Origin of the sequence: Janthinobacterium sp. SUN026, assembly GCF_030397625.1 — a bacterium.
GTDB lineage: Bacteria > Pseudomonadota > Gammaproteobacteria > Burkholderiales > Burkholderiaceae_D > Janthinobacterium > Janthinobacterium kumbetense.
In genome coordinates, this window is record NZ_JAPQNU010000001.1 from 170,110 (window position 1) to 190,675 (window position 20,566).

Genomic DNA, 20,566 nt, shown 5'->3' on the forward strand with positions numbered 1-20,566 from the left:
CTGAAAGGATGACGATGCCTTTAGGTAACAACTTCTTGCGGCATAATCAGCAAGCCTGGGATGCCCAGGCGACCCGGAACAGTCCCTGGTCGCAGCCCGTCGACAGCGCCACCATCGCGGCGGCGCGCGCCGGACAGTGGCTCATCCACCTGACGCCCGGCCCCTTGCCGGCCGGCTGGCTGGATGACGTGCGTGGCAAGCGCATCCTGTGCCTGGCCGGTGCCGGCGGGCAACAGGCGCCCGTACTGGCGGCCGCCGGCGCGCATGTGACCGTCTTTGATCTGTCTGAGCAGCAACTGGCGCAAGACCGCATGGTGGCCGAGCGCGACGGCTTGCAGTTAATCACCGTGCAGGGCGACATGCGCGACCTGGCCTGCTTCGCCGACGCCAGCTTCGATGCCATCGTCCATCCCGTGTCGAACCAGTACGTGCCCGATATCGCCCCCGTGTGGCGCGAATGCGCGCGCGTGCTGGCGGACGGTGGCGTGCTGTTGAGCAGTTTCTTCAACCCGGCCGTGTTCATCGGTGACCGCGACCCGCAATGGGCAAAACAGGGCTTGATACGGCCGCGTTTCGTGCTGCCGTATTCGGATGTGGAGGATATGGACGCCGATGCGCTGGCGGCGCGCATGGAAAGGGGCGAGGCACTGATCTTTGGCCACGGCCTGGATAGCCAGATCGGCGGCCAGCTGGCGGCGGGCTTCATGCTGGCGGGTTACCACGAGGAAATGCATCCCCACCCGCGCTTTGAAATTGAAAAATACCTGCCCAGTTTTATCGCCACGCGCGCCGTCAGGCTGGCGCGCGCGGGATAGCTTTTAGTTGTAGGGCTGCAAGTCCAGCCAGACGGCATACGACAGGCGCTTGCCATTCCACAGGCCGCCGCCGCGGATGACGGCGTCGCACGAGGTCAGCTGGCCCACCAGATCCATGCGGCCCAGGTTGCGGCGCAGGCGCAGCGCGTCGTTGTGCGACAGGTAGCCGACCAGCTGGCCGTCGATGAAGACGGCGATGGCCTTGTCCTGGAACGGGTTGGCATCGTCGCAGACGAGCAGGGCCAGGCATTTCTCTTCCGCATTGCCGGGACCATGCTCGCCGGCCAGTTTGGCGATGGCGGGCTGGTACATCGATTCGTTTTCCACTTCCGACGCAAAGCGCCCCTCATCGGTCCAGTGATGCGCGGGTGCGCCCGCAGGAATCGCCGGCACATACTGGCGCACCGACATGAGCGGCTTGTGCAGCGGTTTGGCGGGCGTGCGGCCGCTGAAGACGTAGTACAGCAGGGCGATGACGATCACGATGGCAAGCAGGTAAAGCATGGTATCTCTCTGATTTCTGAAGGGGAAGCCGGTGGCGCGGGCGCATTGCGCGGCGTTGCCGCTACTATAGCAAGTTCGCCGCCTGGTTCCGGGTAAATCTGGCCATCAGGCGGCGGCGCCGGCGCAGTGCGTGCGGGTCGTTCAGCACGATGGGCGAGGCGCCCGTCAAGCCCGAATAATACTGGCCGTGCTGGCGCAGGACGATGGCATAGTCGCGTGGCGCGTGGCCCTGCGCCAGCATGCGCGCGTCGCAATCGACTTCGATGGCAAAGCGCAGCCGGTGCAGCTGCCACCACAGGGGTACATTCCACGGCATGAGAATAATCAAGGCGTACGCCGCGGCCAGCAGCAGCGGGTCGCGCGCGGCCAGCCGGCACTGGGCGTGCGCCAGCAGCAGCGCTTGTTGCTGGGACGAAATCAATCGCAGCCAGACGGGCATCACGATGCGCGGCCGCAGCAGCCCCGCCACGCAGGGACCGATGCCGCCGCTCAGGAAGACGGGCGTGCCCAGCAACGATGTTTTCTGCCAGCGCCGCTGGTGCGACAGCAGCCAGACGCTGCGCAGCGCCAGCAGCATCAACATGCCGCTCGATAGCATGAACCAGCCCAGTTTCAGCTGCGCCTGTTCCGCCGGCATGGCCGCCAGCACGCCGGGCAGCCATGCCAGGGGCAGGAGGACGGACGCGGCGATGGCCGCCAGCCACAGCCAGCGCGTCGCGCGCCCGCGCCTTTGCTGCGTGCGCTCGGCGCGCCAGGCGGCGGCGCTCAACAGCAGCGCCAGCGCCATGGTGCACAGCAGCCAGGCCGGCATCGGGCGCCTAGCGCTTCAGCGCCATGCCGACGGAGGCGGGCGCCGTGTGCTTGAAACCGAACTGCGCGTACAGGTCTTGCGCCTGGCCATCGGCGATCAGGCTGACATACGCGCTTTCCGGCACGTCGCGATCGATGAACTGGCGGATTTCGCGCATGATCAGCTTGCCCAATCCCTTGCCCTGGTGGGCCGGCAGCACGGCGATATCGACGACCTGGAAGAAACAGCCGCCGTCGCCGATGATGCGGCCCATGCCCACCACCTCGTCGCCATGCAGCACTTGCACGGCAAACAGGGAATTCGGCAAGCCCCTGGCCGCGGCATCCTTGGTTTTCGCGCTCAGGCCGGCGGCGACGCGCAGGTGCTGGTAGGTGGCGATGGAAGGGATGGCCAGGCGGGTGGTGTAGGGCGATGCTGCGGTCAAGGCGGTCTCCTGTAGAAATAGTTTGGAGCAACAATTATAGGCGGCGATGGATTTCCGTGACGGCAGGTTTTATTCATCGCGCCCTATGTCGTCCGTGCCGCTTTTGCGCTATGGTGGCGCCATCCCCATATTTGTTGAAAGCACGCCATGTCCGCAGGATTTACCGCCACCGAGTTGTCCGTCATCAATGAAGACGACGCCCTGATCACCACCCTGGCCGCGCCAGCCGGCAAAGGCGAGCCCGTCTACCTGATGCTGCAGCGCGCCGACGAGTATGACGAGCAGGACGTGGCCATGGGCATGGACGAGCCCTACATCGAATATGGCGGCCAGGAATTTGCCTGGTACGGCCACATGCACGCCGTGATCCTGCATCCGAACCGTTTGTCCGTGCAGATGGATGCCGAGGCCGCCATGCAGATGGACGACGACGGCCAGATCGACGTGCGTTTCAACTTGACGCCGGAGCGCTACGCCCAGCTGCAGCAGGCGCTGCGCACCACGTTCGAGGGCTGCGACTACTATCGCGAAGAACGTTGATCTGCGTGGACGGCACCGGCCATGATGTCGGGTATGCTGGATAGAGGATATGGACTGGGGAGTGGACGATGACGGTGCTGATACTCGGTTTGCTGCTGTTCCTGGGCTTGCACTCGGTGCGCATCGTCGCTGACGGCTGGCGCAGCGCCCAGCTGGCGCGCCTCGGCGAAAAGCGTTGGAAGGGCCTGTATTCGCTCGTGGCGTTCGTGGGGCTGGGCCTGATCATCTGGGGCTACGCCCTGGCGCGCCAGCAGCCGCAAGTGCTGTGGTCGCCGCCCGTGGGCTTGCGCCACATCAGTGCCCTGCTGATGCTGTTCTCGCTGATTTTATTGGCGGCGGCCAATGTGCCGCGCAACCATATCAAGACCCTGGTGCACCACCCCATGCTGCTGGGCACGCAATTCTGGGCTGTGGCGCATCTGCTGGCCAACGGCAATGTGGCCGACGTGCTGCTGTTCGGCGGCTTTCTCGTCTGGTCGTCAGTCGATCTTTATGCCGCCGTGCAACGCGACCGCGCGGCCGGCGTGGCGTACGAGGGCGGCACCATGGCAGGCACCCTGATCGCGGTCGGCGCGGGCTGCGCGCTGTGGCTGCTGCTGGCGTTCTGGCTGCACGGCGTGCTGTTTGGCGTGCGGCCGTTTGGATAGGCGGATGGCGCAAGCGCAATTCCGTGCGTTTCAGCATTATCGATACGGAGTGGGGGGCGGTGAAAGCGGGGCTGGAAGCAAGGCTGTGGCGCTAATACAAAAAAACCCGCAGCATCTGGCGATGGGCGGGTTCTAATATATAGCTAAAACGTGTTCTGTGGTGCCGGGAGCCGGAATCGAACCGGCACGCTGTTTCCAGCGCGGGATTTTGAGTCCCGTGCGTCTACCTATTCCGCCATCCCGGCAACGCGAGACGCATTATCACTGATTTATCGTGATCCGGCAAGTTTTTCGCTTGGCAAACGGTTTAGCCCATTTATCGGGCACCGTCCTTGCATGAAAAACGCCGTCCCGGGCGCGAACCGGGGACGGCGTGGTCAGGCTGCGGCGATGCTGGAATCAGTTATGCACGGAGTTCAGCTGGCGCGCGATGATGTCGTGGTTGAGCCAGACGACGGGCGCTTGCGGCTCCGACATGGCGTGGAACATCAGCGGGCCCGTGCCTTCCAGGACCAAGGAACTCAGGTGGTCGGTGATCAGTTCCTTGCGGTCCTTGTGCAGCTTGGTGATGTCGTCCGAGGTGCCGATCATGACCTCGGCCAGCTCTGGCGTGTTGTCCATCGGCCAGGCGGCGAAGTTGCGGAATTGCACGCTGGTGGCGTCGCCGTTGTAGGCGGCGATACGGTCGAGCAAGTCTTGCAGCGAAACGCCGTCTTCCAGCAAGCCCTGGCAGATTTTCCATTGCTCTTCGGCCCAGGCTGCGCCGCCTTCTTTTTTCAGCGCGTCGAGCAGGGGGAACAGCGACAGTTCCACGCCGACGAAAATGTCGGACGAATTCGTGCGGATTTCCGGGCAGTTGAAGACGGTCGCCTTGATGCCTTTTTCCCACGCGGCCTTGGCCACGTTTTCCAGGCGCATCTTGGCCAGGCCTTGCGTGTAGTTGCTGTACGTTTGCCACTGGTACTTGCCGTCGATCAAGATCTCCGTGCCGTGGTAGCCGTAGGCGCTGTAGCGCACCTGGCCGCCCGTCTGCTCGATGCGGGCGCGGATGGCGGCGCTGCCGTCGATCAGGTGTTGCAGCGTGTTGGCCGTGACTTCGTCGAAGTTCATCAGGATCAGCTTGCCCAGATCGCTGTCGAGCAGGGCGCGCGAGGACATGAAGCGCTCGCCGCGGCCTTTGTAGATGCGGTTGGCAATGGCCAGGAAGACCTTGACTTTCGGAATGCCGCCAGCCATGGTGTGGGCGAAATACACATTGCTGCCGTCAGGAATCAGGCTGTCCAGCTCGGCCATGGCTTTCGCCACGGAAGCGCTGAAGCGGGCGATGCCGGCTTCGCGGCAGCGTTCGATCTGCGCCCAGTCCAGCTTGTCTTCTTGCCAGCTTTTCAGGGTCATGTCGGCCAGCAGGGCCGTCGGGGTCGGTTCGCCGGCTGGCGCGTCCAGGTCGAAACCGGCCATCAGCGGCACATTGATGATGCGGCCGCCCAGGTTGGCTTCGGCTTCGGCCAGCTCTTCCGCGTTCAGCGGGCGCAGCGCCATGTTTTCATCGCGGCGGCCGACCGTCATGCCGACGATATTCATGCCCGCCTTGCGTGCTTCGTCCAGCAAGCCATTCACATAGCCGCGGCCGAACAGCTCGCCGAACAGCACAAAGGTGTCGCCCTTGCGGAAGATATTTTTTTGCGGGATGTCTCTTAAGGACGTGATCTCGGTCATGGTATCAATTCATTCAAAAATTAGCGGGGCAGACGGCTAAACGCGCCGCCCGCTGGTTCAACATAGTGTGAAATTATGCGCCATTTCAGCGTGGAAAATCCTGTTGCGAACGATTCTCGTCTGGAATGGCATCTTCTTCTTCGTGCAGCTCTTATTCTTTCGCCATGGCGTATTTTACGCTGCCGCGGCGCACAGCGCCTGTTGGGCAGGGGCAGATAAGCCCGGCAGGCGCCGATATTACCTCAGCTTTGTCATGCTGGTCAGTAAAATTGATCTAAAACAAATCCTGCTGCCCGGACACGAGGCGCGAAAAATCGTCGCCCAGGAAGGGCAATATCGCGTCGGCCACCGGCTGCAGCTGGCGCGTCAGGTAATGGTGGTAGTCGATGGGCGAGCGCTGCGTTTCCAGCGGTTCCGGCCCCGCCACCGTGATGACATAGCTGATCCAGCCGCCGTTCTGGTATTGCAGCGGCCGGCCCTGCGCCAGGTTGTAGGCGTCGGCCGTGCGCGCCGCGCGCACGTGGGGCGGTACGTTGCGCTGGTAATCGTCGAGCGGGCGGCGCAGGCGCTTGCGGTAGACCAATAAAGCGTCGAATTCGCCGCGCACCGTGCGCGCCACGTAGTCGCGCACATAGTCCTGGTAGGCGTCGCGCTGGAAGATGCGCAGGTACAAGGCTTGCTGGAATTGCTGCGCCAGCGGCGTCCAGTCGCTGCGCACGGTTTCCAGGCCCTTGTAGACCATCTGCTCGCTGCCGTCGGGCTTGCCCACCAGGCCCGCGTAGCGCTTCTTGCTGCCTTCCTCCGAGCCGCGGATGGTGGGCATCAGGAAACGCCGGTAATGCGTCTCGAACTCCAGTTCCAGCGCATTTTCCAGGCCGAATTCCTCGCGCAGATGCTGGTCCCACCAGGCGTTCACATGCGTCACCAGGGCGCGGCCGATCTTGCCCGCCTCTTCATCCGTATGTGCCGTTTTCAGCCACACGAAGGTGGAATCCGTGTCGCCGTAGATCACCTGATAACCCTGTTCCGTGATCAGTTCCCGCGTGCGGTGCATGATGTCGTGGCCGCGCAGGGTGATCGACGAAGCGAGGCGCGGGTCGAAAAAGCGGCAGCCGCTGGAGCCCAGCACGCCGTAAAACGCGTTCATGATGATTTTCAAGGCTTGCGACAGCGGCGCGTTGCGCTCGCGCTTGGCTATCTCGCGGCCCTGCCACACCTGTTTCACGATAGCCGGCAGGCAATGTTTCACACGCGAAAACTGCGCGCCCCGGTAGCCGGGCACGGTGTCGGCCTCATCGCCGCTGGTGCCCACCACCAGGCCGACGGGATCGATGAGGAAAGTGCGGATGATGGACGGGTACAGGCTTTTATAGTCGAGCACGAGCACGGAATCGTACAGGCCCGACTGCGAATCCATGACGAAGCCGCCGGGGCTGTTTTCGCCGGACACATCGCCCAGGTTGGGTGCCACGTAACCCTGCCGGTGCATCAGCGGCAAGTACAAATGTTCGAAGGCGGCCACGGAGCCGCCGCTGCGGTCGGCCGCCAGGCCCGTCACGCTGGCCCGTTCCAGCAAGAAGGTCAGCAGCTCGGTCTTGGCGAAGATGCGCGTGACCAGCTCGCAATCCTTGAGGTTGTAGCGCGCCAGCGCCGGCTTGTCTTCGCGGAAACGCCGGTCGATCTCGGCCATGCGCTGGTAGGGATTGTCGATGGACTTGCCTTCGCCCAACAAGGTCTGCGCCACGTTTTCCAGGCTGAATGAGGAAAAATTCCACGTCGCCGATTTTAACGCTTCGATGCCGTCGATGATCAGCCGGCCCGCGGCGGCCGCAAAATAGTGTTCCTGCTTGCCGCCATGTTCGCGCCATTCCATCACGGCGCCGCCCCGTCCCAGCTTCAACGGGACTTGATAACGCTCAGCATGTTGCTTGAGCACGCGCAAGTCGAACTGCACCAGGTTCCAGCCGATGATGGCGTCCGGATCGTGGCGCTCCATCCACGTATTCAGGCGTTCGAGGATCTGTGCGCGCGAGTCGCAGTATTCGAGGTCGAAGTCGCGTTCCCCGTCGACGCCGTTTGGCGGGCCCAGCATGTAGACTTGGCGCTGGCCGCAGCCTTCCAGGGCCAGCGAATACAGCTCGCCATGGGCCGTCGTCTCGATATCGAGCGATACCAGTTTTAATGCGGGACGGTAGCCGGGCGCCGGTTTCAGCTGCACTTCCTGCAGTGTTTCTCCGCTGAATGTCACCGGCGCCGTAATAAAACGCTCCATCAGATAGCGCTCGGGCGGGCGGATGTCCGCTTCATACACATCGATGCCGTGTGCGCGCAGCTGCTTTTCCAGCTTCAGCAAATGCCGGTATTGCTTGCAGTACAGTCCCAGCACGGGGCGATGGTGGAAATCGCACAGCGACAGGGGACGCAGTTCCGCGTGGCGCTCGCCGCGCAGCAGCTGTTGCGCCTGTTCCTGTTGCTCCATGGGAAGGAAGGCGACGGCTGTCTGCACGGGCAGGCGCACGTGGCGGGGCCCGGCATCCGTTGCCAGCCAGAAATCGACCTCCGTGCCGGCGGGCGTGTCGCGCCAGTGGCGGGTCAGGATGAAGCCCTGTTCGGGCGGGTGCTGCGTGTTGCCTGTCATGGTGCCGTGAATGTCGGGTGTGCTGGCCTGCACATTACAGCAAGCCGGTGCAGGGCGGGGGCGGTTGCGGCTATAATTTTTGTAGTCGATGACCATAAGAAGAGCGCGTCGCGCCATTACCCTGGAGACAGCATGCAAGCAATGAGTTATGTACACGGCGCCCACGAGACGCCGTTGATCGGCGAAACGATAGGCGCTTACCTGGACGGCATCGCCGCCCGCTACGGCCAGCACGACGCCCTGATCGTGGCGCACCAGAACGTGCGCTGGACGTATCTGGAATTCCAGCAGCGCGTGCACCGCCTGGCCGCCGGCTTGCTGAAGCTGGGCTTGCAGCCGGGCGACCGGGTCGGCATCTGGTCGCAGAACTGCGCCGAATGGGTGCTGACGCAGTTTGCCACGGCGAAAGCCGGCTTGATCATGGTCAACATCAACCCCGCCTACCGGCGTTCGGAACTCGAATACGTGCTCGACAAGGTGCAATGCAGCGCGCTGATCCTGTCACCCAGCTTCAAGTCCAGCGATTACCTGGCCATCGTGCAAGATGTGGTGCCGGAAATCGCCCGTTCGCGCGCCGGCGCCCTGCAGTCGTCGCGCTTGCCGCAATTGCGCCACGTCATCCGCCTGGGCGCGGCCGCCACCCCCGGCATGCACAACTTCGACGCCTTGATGGACGGCATTACCGACGCCGACCTGGCGCACCTGGAAGAAGTGAGCGCGACCTTGCAGTTTGACGACGCCGTCAACATTCAGTTCACGTCCGGCACCACGGGCGCGCCCAAGGGCGCCACCTTGACGCATCACAATATCCTGAACAACGGTTTCTTCATCGGCGAAGCCATGCGCCTGACGCAACAGGACCGCTTGTGCATTCCCGTGCCCCTGTACCACTGCTTCGGCATGGTGCTGGGCAACCTAGCCTGCGTCACGCATGGCGCGGCCATGGTGTTTCCCGGCGAAGGCTTCGACCCGAAAGCCGTGCTGGACACCGTGCAGGCCGAGCGCTGCACGGGGCTGCACGGCGTGCCGACCATGTTCATCGCCATCCTCGACCATCCTGATTTCAAGCAATACGACCTGTCGAATTTGCGCACCGGCATCATGGCCGGTTCGCCATGCCCGATGGAAGTCATGACGCGGGTCATCGAATTGATGCACATGGCGGAAATCACGATTGCGTATGGCATGACGGAAACGTCGCCCGTCAGTTTCCAGACGGCGATCGAAGACCCGCGCGAAATGCGCGTGTCGTCCATCGGCCGCGTCCATCCGCACCTGGAAGTGAAAATCGTCGATGCGGAAGGGCGCATCGTGCCGCGCGGCGAAAAGGGCGAATTGCTCACGCGCGGCTATTCCGTGATGCAGGGTTACTGGGGCGATCCAGAAAAAACCAGCGAGGCCATCGATGCGGCGCGCTGGATGCACACGGGCGACCTGGCCGTGATCGACGCCAACGGCTTTTGCAGCATCGTCGGCCGCTCGAAAGACATGGTCATCCGCGGCGGCGAAAACATCTATCCGCGCGAAGTCGAGGAATTCCTGTACCGCCACCCCAGCGTGCTCGACGTGCAATGCGTGGGCGTGCCGGATGCCAAGTACGGTGAAGAGTTATGCGCCTGCATCATCTTGCGTCCGGGCACGCAGGCCACCAGCGACGACATCCGCGCCTTTTGCGATGGGCAGATCGCCTATTACAAGATTCCCCGCTACGTGCGCTTTGTCGAGGAATTCCCCATGACGGTGACGGGCAAGATCCAGAAATACCTGTTGCGCAAGCAGGTGGCGACGGATCTGGGGCTGAGCGGGGACTAAGTCTTTCGCCAGCGTATAAAAAAACACCGGGACGCTCGCGCGGCCCGGTGTTTTTTATGGATTCAGCGTAAAGCTCAGGCCATCGCGGCTTGCGGTGCGCGCGCTGGCGTGCGGCGGCGCACGAAGGCCAGCAAGCCCAGGCCGGCCAGCAGCATGGCGTAGGTGCCTGGTTCCGGCACGGCCGAGACACTCACCGTGTTGAAGCCGGCGCCGTTCATCGAGACGTGGCCATAATTGATCGAGCTGACCGAATTGGCGACCAGGGTGCCGTTCATGCTGCCCGAACCGGAAAACGCGCTGTTCGGCGCCAGGATGCTGCCGTTGATGCCGACGTTGTTCAGGCTGGTGGTGGTGGCATTGGCGAAGTTCAGCAGCGTACGGTCTGCGAAGCTGCCGAAATTGTCGAAGCCGCCGCTCATGGTGATGTTGGTGGCGGTGCCGTTGATGATGATGCTGGCCGTGCTTTTCAGCGACGAGACGTCCAGGCTCAGGTTATGCAGGTCGTTTGCATTGATCGTGAAGACGTTGACGTCGGCGTTGATGTCGCCTACCAGCTTGAAGCCGCCGTATTGCGAAATCACGGTGCCGTTCGATTGCAGCTTGGCCACATCGCCCGACAGGGTCGTCAGTTGCTGCTGGGCAGCTGCAAAGTCCAGGGTGGAGGCATTGCCCTTGCTGAAGGTGCCCGTTGGGTACCACGATGGGGCCGTCACGGTGCCGTTGGCATTGCTCACGCCATATACGCCCGTACCGTTGATGCTGCCGCCGCCGATGTTCAGGTTGTTACCTGCGACCAGCGTGTTGGCGGCGCTGCCCGGCTTCTTGTTCGTGCCGACGCTGTAGCCTTCCAGATAGATATTGCCGCCGGCTGCCAAGCTGCCGCTGACGCTGGTAAAGCCGCTGGCGTTGCTGCTGCCGATGTTGCCGAAGATGAAGGCCGAGTAGCCGTTGGCGACGCCGAGGTCAATCACGGTGGCCTGGGCCGAGGCGCTGAAGGAGAAGGCGAACAGGGCGGCGCTGATGAGCGGCAAGGTACGTGTGGCAAATTTTTTCATGGACAGCCTTATGGTGAATTGGGGGACGAATAGGGCGGGAAAGCAAGACACCGCCATCGCGCAAGCCATCATTATAATATAAAAAGCAATTCTAGTTCAATTTAGGTAATTAACTATATTTAAAAGCAACACTTTTGCTGTCGGCAGTGATTGGCTTGCGGACATAAAAAAACCGGGCCAGGCCCGGTTTTTTTGCTGCTTACCTGACGCGCTGGTACAGGCGGAAGCGTTCCACGTCATCCGTGGGGCGGCGCCCTTCCCATAGCTTGATCCAGTCCGCGCCGTGGTGCTCGGGCAATTGTTCCTTGCTGTCGGGAACCTTGATGCTGTCTTGCAACAGGAACACATCGCATTCCTGCTGCCCCACGCTGGCAAACGGCAAGTGGCCAAAGTAGGCGAACGAGGCGCGCTGGGCAGCGCCGACGTTGCTGTTGATGCACTTGCTGCCCGGCGGCAGGTGGATGGAAATCTGGTGCGCCACGCTGGCGTAGCTCTTGCTGTAGTTCAGCGGCGGCAGGAACAGGGTCATGATCAGCACCCAGATCAGGATCAGGCCGCCGGACGACAGCACCACGGCGCGCCACAGCACGGCCGGCTGGCGCGAGATGCGCCAGTGCACCAGCGCCACCCAGCCCGCGCTGGCGCAGGCGGCCACGAAGAAGGCCAGCAAGTCCAGTTCGGGCTTGAAGCCTGGCATCAGTTTCAGGGCGTTGTGCGCCAGTTTTGGCGGCCAGCCGGTCAGGATGGCAAACCAGAACAGCCACAGCGCGAGGGCGCAGATGGTCAGCACCATTACGGAGAACCAGTCGATGGCGTTGATGGCGCCCCGCTTCATGGTCAGCAAGCCAAACGCGGCCATGACGGCCAGCGGCGGCAGCAGGGGCAGCAACTGGCTCGGGTCGGGATCGGGATGGCACAGGCCCAATATTGCCAACATAGCAACAAAAGTCAGCGGCACGACGATGTGCAGCACGTGGTGCTGGCGGCGCCAGGCGTACACGGCCCAGGCGGCGAAAGGCCATGCAGGCCAGAAGAACCAGATGCCGACACGCAAGAAATACTGCACGCTTTTCAGACTCGGAGCGCTGAACTGGCGGCAATTCCACTCCATCCAGGCGTGCAGCGGCGAATGACCGTACGGCAGCAGCCATTCGCCCGGCAGCAGCCAGACGAGGGTCAGCGCGATGCCGATCAGGATGGCCAGCGCCAGGTGGCGTATGCTGCGCAGCAACGGCAGGCGCAGGAAGATAGTGCACAGCAGCAAGGCGATGCTCAGCGCCGCCGGCGTGATCCAGCCGCGCGCCAGGGCCAGGCCGCCCATCGCCAGGCCCAGCAGGGCTGCATTGCGCACGGACGGGCCTTCCATGTAGCGCACGGCGCGGTACAGCAAATAGGCCATCAGGGACACGTACAGCGCTTCGGCCGTGATGTCGTGGCTGTGCTGCAGCAGGCCCAGGCAACCCAGGTAGATGAGCACGGCGGCATCGGCCAGGGTGCGACCGAAGTCGTCCGGCTCGGGCTGGCCGCCGAAGGCCAGGCGCAGCGGCTGGGCGTCGCTGCGGCGTCCCAGGTTGAAGGCGGTGTACCAGACGGACAGGGTGCTGACGACGAAGATGCCGATGGTCGACATGCGCGCGCCGAAGACGTCGCCGTCAATCCAGCCGAACAGCTTGATGAAAATGGCGCCCAGCCAGAAGGCCAGCGGACCTTCATCGGGCAGCGACAGGCCGGCCACGTTGGGCCACAGCCAGTCGTTCAGGCCGCCATGCGCCATGGTCCACATGATGCCGAAACTGGCGGCATCATCGTTCTTCCACGGTTCGCGGCCAATCAGGCCAGGCAGGATGTACAGCAGGCCAAGCGCAAACAAGGCCCATCGTGGCAGCGCGAGTGTGGCGGCGGCGGGAAGGCGGACTGGCTTCATCGATAATCGGTATCAGAATAGTGGCAAGACGCGACGAATGGCGTCGGGTATGCGCGAGTATAAAGTAAAGCGGCCAAAGACAAAAAAGGCAGCCGTAGCTGCCTTTTCTCTGGTAGCCGAAGCTGCCCTTTTTTGCCGCAAAGCGGCAAAAATTAGCCTGCTGCGACTGCGGTTTTCGAACCAACCGAACCGAACTTCTGACGGAACTTCTCGACGCGACCGGCGGTATCGACGATTTTGTGCTTGCCCGTGAAGAATGGGTGCGATTCAGCCGAAACCTCGATCTTCACCAGTGGGTATTCTTTACCGTCGTGGGTGATTTTTTCGCGGGTTTGGATGGTCGAGCGGGTAACGAATTTGAAATCGCACGACAGATCGTGGAAAACAACTTCGCGGTATTCTGGATGGGTATCGACTTTCATGGTCTTCTCTCTAGTTTGGTAGCCAAACAGCACTTCGTCGGTCGTCCTGCTTCTTGACCCGATTGCCGATCACTTGCCAGGGTTTAAAATAATGCAACCGTCGATTATATAGCGCTTTCCGGCGGACGGCAATAAAAAAGCCGCTCGATGAGCGGCTTGGGCCGGTAGCGCATTGATATGACGCCACCGAGGGGAGGGAAACCGTAGCGAGCAGGCCCGATATACGGCCGAGTAGCGCAGCTGTACGAAGGTACAGCGAGCAACACAGGCCGTAGAGCGGGACGCGCAGTAGGTTTACCCCCCTCGGCGCATCATGTCGAAGAACTCGGCGTTATTTTTCGTCGCCTTCATTTTGTCCAGAATGAACTCCATCGCCTCGATCTCGTCCATCGAATACAGCAACTTGCGCAAAATCCAGATTTTTTGCAATTCGTTCGGCTTGATCAGCAATTCTTCGCGGCGGGTACCCGATTTGTTCAGGTTAATTGCCGGATAGACACGTTTTTCAGCCAAACGGCGTTCCAGATGCACTTCCATGTTGCCGGTACCCTTGAATTCTTCAAAGATCACGTCATCCATGCGCGAACCCGTTTCGATCAGCGCCGTGGCGATGATGGTCAGCGAGCCGCCTTCTTCGATATTGCGCGCGGCGCCGAAGAAGCGTTTTGGACGTTGCAGCGCATTCGCGTCGACACCACCGGTCAGGACCTTGCCCGAGGCAGGGATCACGGTGTTGTAGGCGCGTGCCAGGCGGGTGATCGAGTCCAGCAGGATGACCACGTCCTTTTTCATTTCGACCAGGCGCTTGGCTTTTTCCAGCACCATCTCGGCCACTTGCACGTGGCGCGTGGCCGGCTCGTCGAAGGTCGAGGCGACGACTTCGCCGCGTACCGAACGTTGCATTTCGGTAACTTCTTCCGGACGTTCGTCGATCAGCAGCACGATCAGGGTGATATCCGGGTGATTTGCCGTGATCGCATGGGCGATGTGCTGCAGGATCACGGATTTACCGGATTTCGGCGACGCCACCAGCAAACCGCGCTGGCCTTTGCCGATCGGGGCGATCAGGTCGATGATGCGGCCGGTGATGTTTTCCTGGCCATTCATTTCACGTTCCAGGCGCAGCGGCTCGTTCGGGTGCAGCGGCGTCAGGTTTTCAAACAGGATGCGGTGTTTCGACATCTCCGGCGATTCGCCGTTGACCTTGTCGACTTTGACCAATGCGAAATAGCGTTCGCCATCTTTCGGGGTCCGTACCTCGCCTTCGATCGAATCGCCGGTGTGCAGGTTGAAGCGGCGGATTTGCGAAGGGGAGATGTAAATGTCGTCGGTGGACGCCATGTAGCTGGCGTCGGGCGAGCGCAGGAAGCCGAAGCCGTCAGGCAGCACTTCCAGGGCGCCATCGCCAAAAATCTGTTCGCCGGACTTGGCGCGTTTTTTCAGGATAGCGAACATCAGCTCCTGTTTGCGCAAGCGGGCTGCGTTGTCAATGTCAAGACCGATCGCCATCTCAAGCAGGGCGGATACGTGTAGGGCCTTTAGTTCGGATAAATGCATATGTGTTGAGTGTCCCGAGACGGGATGTAAAGGTAGGGGAGGGGACTGCGTGGCGTTGATTAATTATTGGGGAAGGCTGTGCACGAATGAGGGCAAAGCCGCTTCCCGGTCGTTCCAGTCAGGCGGCGCTGCGGGCGCAGCGCTGCCCATCATACATTAAATGTTGCTGTCGACGAAAGCGGTCAACTGGCCCTTGGCCATGGCGCCCACTTTTTGAGCAGCTGCAACACCATCCTTGAACAGGATCAGGGTCGGGATGCCGCGGATGCCGAACTTGGCAGGCACTGCCTGGTTCGCGTCCACGTCCATCTTGGCGATCTGGATGCGGCCGGCGTATTCCTTGGCCACTTCTTCCAGGATCGGGGCGATGGCCTTGCAGGGACCGCACCATTCTGCCCAGAAGTCGACCAGGACTGGCAAATCGGATTTCAGGACGTCTGCTTCAAAAGATGCATCGCTAATGTGTTTGATATTTTCGCTCATATTTTCCTCAAATGAGGGTGGGATCAATAATGCCTGGAATTAACCATACGCTGGTTCGCCATCCATGCTTCCTGGAATGCAGTTAGAAGATGGGGACAATGGGCACGACTTCAATGTCTTGGAAGGTGCGACCAGAGGTATGCAGGCGGGGATGGCTGAAATAATAACCCATTTTTTCAAAGCGTGGCGATTATTGCAGAAAAACTTGAGGCATATCGTCCCCATGCGTGCCGGCAGGGCGGCAAAGCCGCATGCCTGCTGGCCTGCAGCGCCGTATCCGCCCTCCCTGCCGGCCTGCGCGCTCAGGCTTGGACGCTGGCCAGACGCGCCGAGTGCTGCAGTTGCAAGTTCACCATGAGCTGCAATTCCGCGCTTTCCATCGGCTTGCGGAAAGTGCCCAGGATATGCAGGCCGTTGGCCATGGCCAGGCGCTCGGCCGCCAGGCGCACGGCCGAATGCAGGCCCGACAGCAGGACCACGCCGCCGCGGAAGCCGTTTTCCGCCGCCATGCGCAAAAATTCGATGCCGTCGATGTCGGGCATCGACAGGTCGCAGATCAGCAGGTCGGGCTGGTGCTGCTTCAGGGTCGACAGCGCCTGTTCGCTGTGCGACTCGCAGCGGATATCGAACTGGCCCATTTGCTCGAGCATGTCGCTGAGCACGTCGAGCATGAAAACGTCGTCGTCCAGCAGCAGCACGCGCAATGGCGCCAGGCCTGCTTCGTTGTGTTCCCGGCTTGCTTGGTTTGATACAGTGTTCATCGTCATGTCTTTCTGTTGATATGCATCGTTGTCGATGCCGATACCTTGCCGCAATCCAATTTGGCGGTAGCTAATCGTCATTGGCAAAGCTGGTGTTATTCATGATTTGTTCGGTAATCTGTTCCAGCAGGGGCCACAGGCGCGTGACGATGCGCCGTGCCCGCTCCGCCTCGTCGGCCGGTTCGCCCGGCGCCAGGGTTTCCAGGTTGTGGCACAGCTCGGCCAGCCCCAGCGCGCCCACGGTGCGCGCCGACGACTTGATGCGGTGACCCAGTTCGCGCACCTGGTGCACGTCGCCGCGCGCCAGGGCCGCATCGATGTCGCCGAAGCCATCCTGCGTGGTCTGCAGGAACTTGAAGGCGAACTTGCGCACCTTTTCCGGGTTGTAGCCCAGCAACTTGGCCAGGATGGACAGGTCGATCACTTGCGGGTCGCCTGCCAGGGTGGTCTTGAAGGCGGGCGCGGCGCGGCTGCGCGCCGGTGGCGGCGGCGTTTCGTGCGCCGGCAGCCAGCTGGCGATGGTCTGGTACATCATGGCTGGCTGGATGGGCTTGGAAATGAAATCGTCCATGCCCGCCTCCAGGCAGCGCACGCGGTCTTCGCTGGTGGCCGTGGCCGTCATGGCCAGCACGCGCAGGTGCGCCAGCTGCGGGTCGGCGCGGATGTGGCGCGTCGCCTGCAAGCCATCCATCAGCGGCATCTGCACGTCCATCAGCACGCAGTCGAACTGGGTCTGGCGCAGCAGGTCGAGCGCTTCCTCGCCATTGTTGGCCAGGCAGACGGAGGCGCCCGCTTCCTCCAGCAATTCCAGCGCCACTTGCTGGTTGAACGTATTGTCTTCCACCAGCAGGATGCGCGCATGCTTGAGCGTGCGCATCACCAGGGCCGCGTCGGCGCTGGCGCGCATGGCGGCCGCCGTCTGCACCATGCTGTCGAGCATGGCGGGCGCGGCCTGGTCAGAAATGCCCAGGTTGGCCGTGAACCAGAAGGTGCTGCCGGCGCCGGGACGGCTGTCGACGCCCACGTCGCCGCCCATCAGCTGCGCCAGCTGCTTGCAGATGGCCAGGCCCAGGCCCGTGCCGCCATATTCGCGCGTGGTGGAGGTGTCGGCTTGCTGGAAGGATTGGAAGAGCTTGCTCATTTCATCCTGCGACAGGCCGATGCCGTGGTCGCACACTTCAAAGCGCACGAGGCAGTGTTTCGCGTCCGCCACCACCCTGCGCACTTTCACGGTAATACTGCCCTGTTCGCTGAACTTGATGGCGTTATTGGCGTAGTTGATCAGCACTTGCCCCAGGCGCAGCGGGTCGCCCACGAGCACGGCGGGCAATTGCGGGTCGATTTCGAACAGCAGTTCCAGGTTCTTGCCGGCGGCGCGTGGCGCCACCACCGTCATCAGGGTTTGCACGACATGGTCGAAACTGAAGTTGACATGCTCGATTTCCAGCTTGCCCGCTTCGATTTTCGAGATGTCGAGGATATCGTCGATGATGCCGAGCAAGTGCTCGCCCGCAAAGCGGATTTTTTCCAGGTAGTCGCGCTGGCGCGGTTCCAGGTCCGTTTTGAGGGCCAGGTAGGCCATGCCGATCACGCCATTCATCGGCGTGCGGATTTCATGGCTCATGTTGGCCAGGAATTGTCCCTTCGCCAGGCTCGCTTCTTCGGCCACCTGCTTGGCCTGGTCCAGCTGTTCCGTACGCTGTGCCACGCGCTCTTCCAGATGTTCATTGAGCTCGCGCAAGGCGCTCTCGCTGCGCTTGTGATACGTGATGTCCGTCAGGCTGGCCACCACCATGCCCACCTTGCCGTATTCATCGCGGATCGCTTCCGTATTCACGGACAGCCACGACAGGCTGCCGTCGGGTTGCTGCACGCCCATCAGCACGTCGCGCATGGCTTCGCCCGTCGACAGGGTGATGTGCACGGGATGGCTGCGCTGGTCGAAGGCGGAGCCGTCTTCGCGGATGGCTTGCCACAGGCTGTTGCCGGCCGGACTGGCCGCCAGCATGCGTTCGGCGGCGGCATTGCTTTCCAATATGTGGCCGTGGCTGTCCTGCACCACCAGGCCATTCGTCACGGCGCCGAACACGGACGCCATGCGCTGGCTCGAGTTCGACAGGGCGATCGATGCCTGGCGCCGCTCGGTGATGTCGGTGATCATCGCCAGGGTGCCGCCCGGCTCACCGTTGTCCGACTGGATGCTGGTGCTCGACAGCAAGCCCCACAGGCTGGACTGGTCCTTGCGGAAGAAGCGGAAATCGACCTGGTCCGGCTGGCTGGCCTGACTGCCGTGGCTGGCCAGGCGGCGCTGCATCAGCAACTGGCTGTCGCGGTCCATGAAGTCGAGCAGGGGACGGCCCAGCATTTCCTGCACCGTGTAGCCCAGCATGTGCGCCATCTTCGGGTTGACGAACGTGGTCTTGCCGTTCGCATCCGTCATCCAGATGCCTTCGGCGGCCGTCTGCACGATCAGGCGGTAGCGTTCCGAACTGGCGTGCAGCGCTTCCTCGGCGCGTTGCCGTTGCGTCATGTCGCGCAGCGAGACGATGGAAAATACCTGGCCGGCCATGCGCAGCGGCGACAGGCTGACCTTGGCGGGGAAGTGCGTGCCGTCGCGGCGGCGCGCCATCATCACCCGGCCCGGCAGGCTGTGCCGCCCTTGCGGGTCGCCCGCGGAGTGGCTGGCCGTGCTTTCCGGCACCAATTGCTCCAGCGACATGCCCGTCAATTCGGCCAGCGGATAGCCGAAGCAGCGCGCGCCGATCTGGTTGGCGTAATGCACCTTGCCTTCGACGTCGGCCACCAGCATGGCTTCGGGCGCCGCTTCCAGCATCGAGCGCATGCGCGATTGCTCATCCTGCTTGCGCTCGCTGATATCGCAGACGATGCCGCTGGCCTGCGTGGCGCCGCCGTTCGAGGCGCGCGACAGGACGGCGCCGCGCGCCAGCAGCCAGCGCCAGTGGCCGTCGCTGTGGCGCAAACGGAATTCGCAATTGAAGGTGCCGGGCGCCTGGCCATCCAGGTGCTGGCGGAAGGCAAGGCTCAGGCGGGCGCGGTCGTCCCGGTGGACTTCGGCCAGCCAGTCGGCCAGCGCATGCTCGAGTTTGGCATTCTTGTCGCCCAGGACATCCTGGTACTGGGGCGCGAACTGCAGCCGGTCGGACTGGGGCCGCCAGGTCCAGCCGGCCATGGTGGCGCCGCGCAAGGCTTGCACGGCATCCTGTTCGGCCTGGGCTTGCGCCGGTTGGGGCTGGCGGTGCAACTGCTGGCGCAGGCGCCAGGCTTGCCAGCAAGCCAGTCCCGCCAGGGCGGTGGCGCTGGCAGCCGCATACGGCCACAGCAATGCCGGCGCCATGACGGCTGCCGCCGCTTGCGCCGGCAGCGAAAGTGTCATGCCTGCCGCCAGCATCGTACGAGCGAGCCGGCGCAGCGCAGGGCGCCGTGGGCGTGGTGCGCCGAAACTCGTGTGGCTGCAATACGACAAATGCATCCCTTTCTGGGGCGTGATTGGACTAGGCTGGCAGTACATGAGGCGCGCTCAAATAAACGCCTGCGGCGCTTTCTGGCGGCAACTATAGCATCGAATATTTACTCGGAGTATTTAAGTTCAGAAACGGCCAAAACGGGGTTTTTTTTGCCCCGAAATGGCCGTTTTTTTCGCGATTTGGTGAGAATTCGTGAGAAAGTTGGCGCGAATTCGTGCTACTGAATCGAGGCGATAGCCTCAGCTAAAGCTGCCGGCGAATTGATAGCGGTGTCCCGGATGCCACATGGTGGCGATCGAGGCGATCTTGCCGCCCGAACGCGTCTGGCGGCGCAGCACCAGGCACGGCTGTTTGGTGTCGATGGCCAGCATTTCGGCGATGTCGCGCGGCGCCGACAGCGCTTCGATGCTGTAGGTGGCGCCTTGCAGGGGCGCGGCAGCCATCAGGTATTCGTTTGGTGTGATGCTGGAAAAATCCTGCGTCATGTAGTCGGGCGCGCACTCTGGATTGACCCAGCGGTCTTCCACCTGGATCGGCACGCCATTTTCAAAATGAACGATCAGCGAATGAAACAGCGGGTGTTCCGGCGGCAGGCCGAATTGCTTGGCCAGCAAGTCGGAGGCCCTGGTGCGTTCCAGCAATTGCAAGCTGCTGCGGTGGATATGTCCGCGCGCGCGGACTTCATCGGCGATACTCTTGATTTCCAACAAGGTCGCCTGATATTTTTGCTGTGCCACATAGGTGCCGGAACCCTGACGCCGCGTCAGCACCTGCTCGCTGGTCAGTTCGCGCACTGCGCGGTTGACCGTCATGCGCGAGACGCCGAATTGTTTGACCAAGGCTTGTTCGGAGGGAATCACGTCGCCTTCCTTCCAGCGTCCGGCGGCGATGCCGGCCAGCAGAAAATCCTTGATGCGCTGGAAAATGGGCGTATTTTCTTGTGTATTGTGGTCGTCCAATGCGGTTTCTCCG

General features: G+C 62.2%; 17 protein-coding genes, 1 tRNA gene and 1 pseudogene. 5 read left to right on the forward strand and 14 right to left on the reverse strand.

What is annotated here, in order from left to right; translation table 11 throughout:
• The first annotated feature begins 8 nt into the window (after positions 1 to 8).
• The gene (locus OX459_RS00845) at positions 9 to 815 is read left to right on the forward strand and encodes a class I SAM-dependent methyltransferase (RefSeq protein ID WP_289903347.1); all 807 of its coding nucleotides are present in this window, start codon (positions 9 to 11) and stop codon (positions 813 to 815) included.
• Between the two features lie 3 nt (positions 816 to 818).
• On the opposite strand, the gene OX459_RS00850 is transcribed toward OX459_RS00845, so the two are convergent.
• The 3 genes from OX459_RS00850 to OX459_RS00860 all read right to left on the reverse strand — a co-directional run bounded on the left by OX459_RS00850 (position 819) and on the right by OX459_RS00860 (position 2,554).
• Entirely contained in the window at positions 819 to 1,319 is a 501-nt protein-coding gene (locus tag OX459_RS00850) for a hypothetical protein (protein ID WP_034780522.1), read from the reverse strand.
• 64 nt (positions 1,320 to 1,383) lie between these two features.
• Entirely contained in the window at positions 1,384 to 2,130 is a 747-nt protein-coding gene (locus tag OX459_RS00855) for a M56 family metallopeptidase (protein WP_289903348.1), read from the reverse strand.
• A gap of 7 nt (positions 2,131 to 2,137) precedes the next feature.
• The gene (locus tag OX459_RS00860) at positions 2,138 to 2,554 is read right to left on the reverse strand and encodes a GNAT family N-acetyltransferase (protein WP_251350158.1); all 417 of its coding nucleotides are present in this window, start codon (positions 2,552 to 2,554) and stop codon (positions 2,138 to 2,140) included.
• A gap of 147 nt (positions 2,555 to 2,701) precedes the next feature.
• Here OX459_RS00860 and OX459_RS00865 point away from each other — a divergent pair, with 147 nt between their 5' ends.
• The 3 genes and pseudogenes from OX459_RS00865 to OX459_RS00875 all read left to right on the forward strand — a co-directional run.
• A complete protein-coding gene (locus OX459_RS00865; protein WP_077408640.1) occupies positions 2,702 to 3,094 on the forward strand; it encodes an Imm10 family immunity protein in 393 nt (130 codons plus the stop codon).
• A gap of 68 nt (positions 3,095 to 3,162) precedes the next feature.
• A complete protein-coding gene (locus tag OX459_RS00870; RefSeq protein ID WP_289903350.1) occupies positions 3,163 to 3,741 on the forward strand; it encodes an NnrU family protein in 579 nt (192 codons plus the stop codon).
• An 8-nt stretch (positions 3,742 to 3,749) separates the two neighbouring features.
• Positions 3,750 to 3,836, forward strand: a pseudogene (locus OX459_RS00875) (GNAT family N-acetyltransferase); the annotation flags it as partial.
• A gap of 63 nt (positions 3,837 to 3,899) precedes the next feature.
• Here the strand turns inward: OX459_RS00875 and OX459_RS00880 are convergent.
• From OX459_RS00880 to OX459_RS00890, 3 genes are all read right to left on the reverse strand, one after another.
• Positions 3,900 to 3,986, reverse strand: a tRNA-Leu gene (locus OX459_RS00880).
• 154 nt (positions 3,987 to 4,140) lie between these two features.
• Complete coding sequence (locus tag OX459_RS00885; protein WP_152282894.1) at positions 4,141 to 5,457, reverse strand: hypothetical protein; 1,317 nt, start codon at positions 5,455 to 5,457, stop codon at positions 4,141 to 4,143.
• A 274-nt stretch (positions 5,458 to 5,731) separates the two neighbouring features.
• Positions 5,732 to 8,095: a DNA polymerase II gene (locus tag OX459_RS00890; RefSeq protein WP_289903352.1), complete on the reverse strand. Its 2,364-nt coding sequence runs from the start codon at positions 8,093 to 8,095 to the stop codon at positions 5,732 to 5,734.
• Between the two features lie 132 nt (positions 8,096 to 8,227).
• On the opposite strand from OX459_RS00890, the gene OX459_RS00895 reads away from it, so the two are divergent.
• A complete protein-coding gene (locus tag OX459_RS00895; protein ID WP_289903354.1) occupies positions 8,228 to 9,907 on the forward strand; it encodes an AMP-binding protein in 1,680 nt (559 codons plus the stop codon).
• Positions 9,908 to 9,981: 74 nt separating this feature from the next.
• Here OX459_RS00895 and OX459_RS00900 read toward each other — a convergent pair whose 3' ends face one another.
• The 8 genes from OX459_RS00900 to hutC all read right to left on the reverse strand — a co-directional run bounded on the left by OX459_RS00900 (position 9,982) and on the right by hutC (position 20,553).
• Positions 9,982 to 10,962 (reverse strand): choice-of-anchor A family protein, encoded by a 981-nt coding sequence (locus OX459_RS00900; RefSeq protein WP_289903355.1) that lies wholly within the window; start codon positions 10,960 to 10,962, stop codon positions 9,982 to 9,984.
• A gap of 199 nt (positions 10,963 to 11,161) precedes the next feature.
• Positions 11,162 to 12,886, reverse strand: coding sequence for a glycosyltransferase (locus OX459_RS00905; RefSeq protein WP_289903356.1), 1,725 nt, complete (start codon positions 12,884 to 12,886; stop codon positions 11,162 to 11,164).
• Positions 12,887 to 13,038: 152 nt separating this feature from the next.
• Positions 13,039 to 13,308, reverse strand: a complete 270-nt coding sequence (locus tag OX459_RS00910) for a type B 50S ribosomal protein L31 (protein WP_034746247.1) — start codon at positions 13,306 to 13,308, stop codon at positions 13,039 to 13,041.
• A gap of 294 nt (positions 13,309 to 13,602) precedes the next feature.
• Positions 13,603 to 14,865 carry a transcription termination factor Rho gene (gene rho / locus OX459_RS00915; RefSeq protein ID WP_034746249.1) on the reverse strand — a complete coding sequence of 421 codons (1,263 nt, stop codon included), beginning with the start codon at positions 14,863 to 14,865 and terminating at the stop codon, positions 13,603 to 13,605.
• 156 nt (positions 14,866 to 15,021) lie between these two features.
• Positions 15,022 to 15,348, reverse strand: a complete 327-nt coding sequence (gene trxA / locus OX459_RS00920; protein ID WP_077408631.1) for a thioredoxin TrxA — start codon at positions 15,346 to 15,348, stop codon at positions 15,022 to 15,024.
• A gap of 302 nt (positions 15,349 to 15,650) precedes the next feature.
• Entirely contained in the window at positions 15,651 to 16,109 is a 459-nt protein-coding gene (locus OX459_RS00925) for a response regulator (RefSeq protein ID WP_251350167.1), read from the reverse strand.
• Between the two features lie 70 nt (positions 16,110 to 16,179).
• On the reverse strand, positions 16,180 to 19,503 hold the full coding sequence (locus OX459_RS00930) for a PAS domain-containing hybrid sensor histidine kinase/response regulator (RefSeq protein WP_289903358.1): 3,324 nt from the start codon (positions 19,501 to 19,503) through the stop codon (positions 16,180 to 16,182).
• A gap of 330 nt (positions 19,504 to 19,833) precedes the next feature.
• Entirely contained in the window at positions 19,834 to 20,553 is a 720-nt protein-coding gene (hutC, locus tag OX459_RS00935) for a histidine utilization repressor (protein WP_099666405.1), read from the reverse strand.
• Positions 20,554 to 20,566: the final 13 nt, after the last annotated feature.

Bases quoted from the DNA above. Each gene is read 5' to 3' on its own strand.
- OX459_RS00845 (WP_289903347.1), top strand. From the start codon at position 9: ATGACGATGCCTTTAGGTAACAACTTCTTGCGGCATAATCAGCAAGCC.
- OX459_RS00850 (WP_034780522.1), bottom strand. From the start codon at position 1,319: ATGCTTTACCTGCTTGCCATCGTGATCGTCATCGCCCTGCTGTACTAC.
- OX459_RS00855 (WP_289903348.1), bottom strand. From the start codon at position 2,130: ATGCCGGCCTGGCTGCTGTGCACCATGGCGCTGGCGCTGCTGTTGAGC.
- OX459_RS00865 (WP_077408640.1), top strand. From the start codon at position 2,702: ATGTCCGCAGGATTTACCGCCACCGAGTTGTCCGTCATCAATGAAGAC.
- OX459_RS00870 (WP_289903350.1), top strand. From the start codon at position 3,163: ATGACGGTGCTGATACTCGGTTTGCTGCTGTTCCTGGGCTTGCACTCG.
- OX459_RS00885 (WP_152282894.1), bottom strand. From the start codon at position 5,457: ATGACCGAGATCACGTCCTTAAGAGACATCCCGCAAAAAAATATCTTC.
- OX459_RS00890 (WP_289903352.1), bottom strand. From the start codon at position 8,095: ATGACAGGCAACACGCAGCACCCGCCCGAACAGGGCTTCATCCTGACC.
- OX459_RS00895 (WP_289903354.1), top strand. From the start codon at position 8,228: ATGCAAGCAATGAGTTATGTACACGGCGCCCACGAGACGCCGTTGATC.
- OX459_RS00900 (WP_289903355.1), bottom strand. From the start codon at position 10,962: ATGAAAAAATTTGCCACACGTACCTTGCCGCTCATCAGCGCCGCCCTG.
- OX459_RS00905 (WP_289903356.1), bottom strand. From the start codon at position 12,886: ATGAAGCCAGTCCGCCTTCCCGCCGCCGCCACACTCGCGCTGCCACGA.
- OX459_RS00910 (WP_034746247.1), bottom strand. From the start codon at position 13,308: ATGAAAGTCGATACCCATCCAGAATACCGCGAAGTTGTTTTCCACGAT.
- rho (WP_034746249.1), bottom strand. From the start codon at position 14,865: ATGCATTTATCCGAACTAAAGGCCCTACACGTATCCGCCCTGCTTGAG.
- trxA (WP_077408631.1), bottom strand. From the start codon at position 15,348: ATGAGCGAAAATATCAAACACATTAGCGATGCATCTTTTGAAGCAGAC.
- OX459_RS00925 (WP_251350167.1), bottom strand. From the start codon at position 16,109: ATGAACACTGTATCAAACCAAGCAAGCCGGGAACACAACGAAGCAGGC.
- OX459_RS00930 (WP_289903358.1), bottom strand. From the start codon at position 19,503: ATGACACTTTCGCTGCCGGCGCAAGCGGCGGCAGCCGTCATGGCGCCG.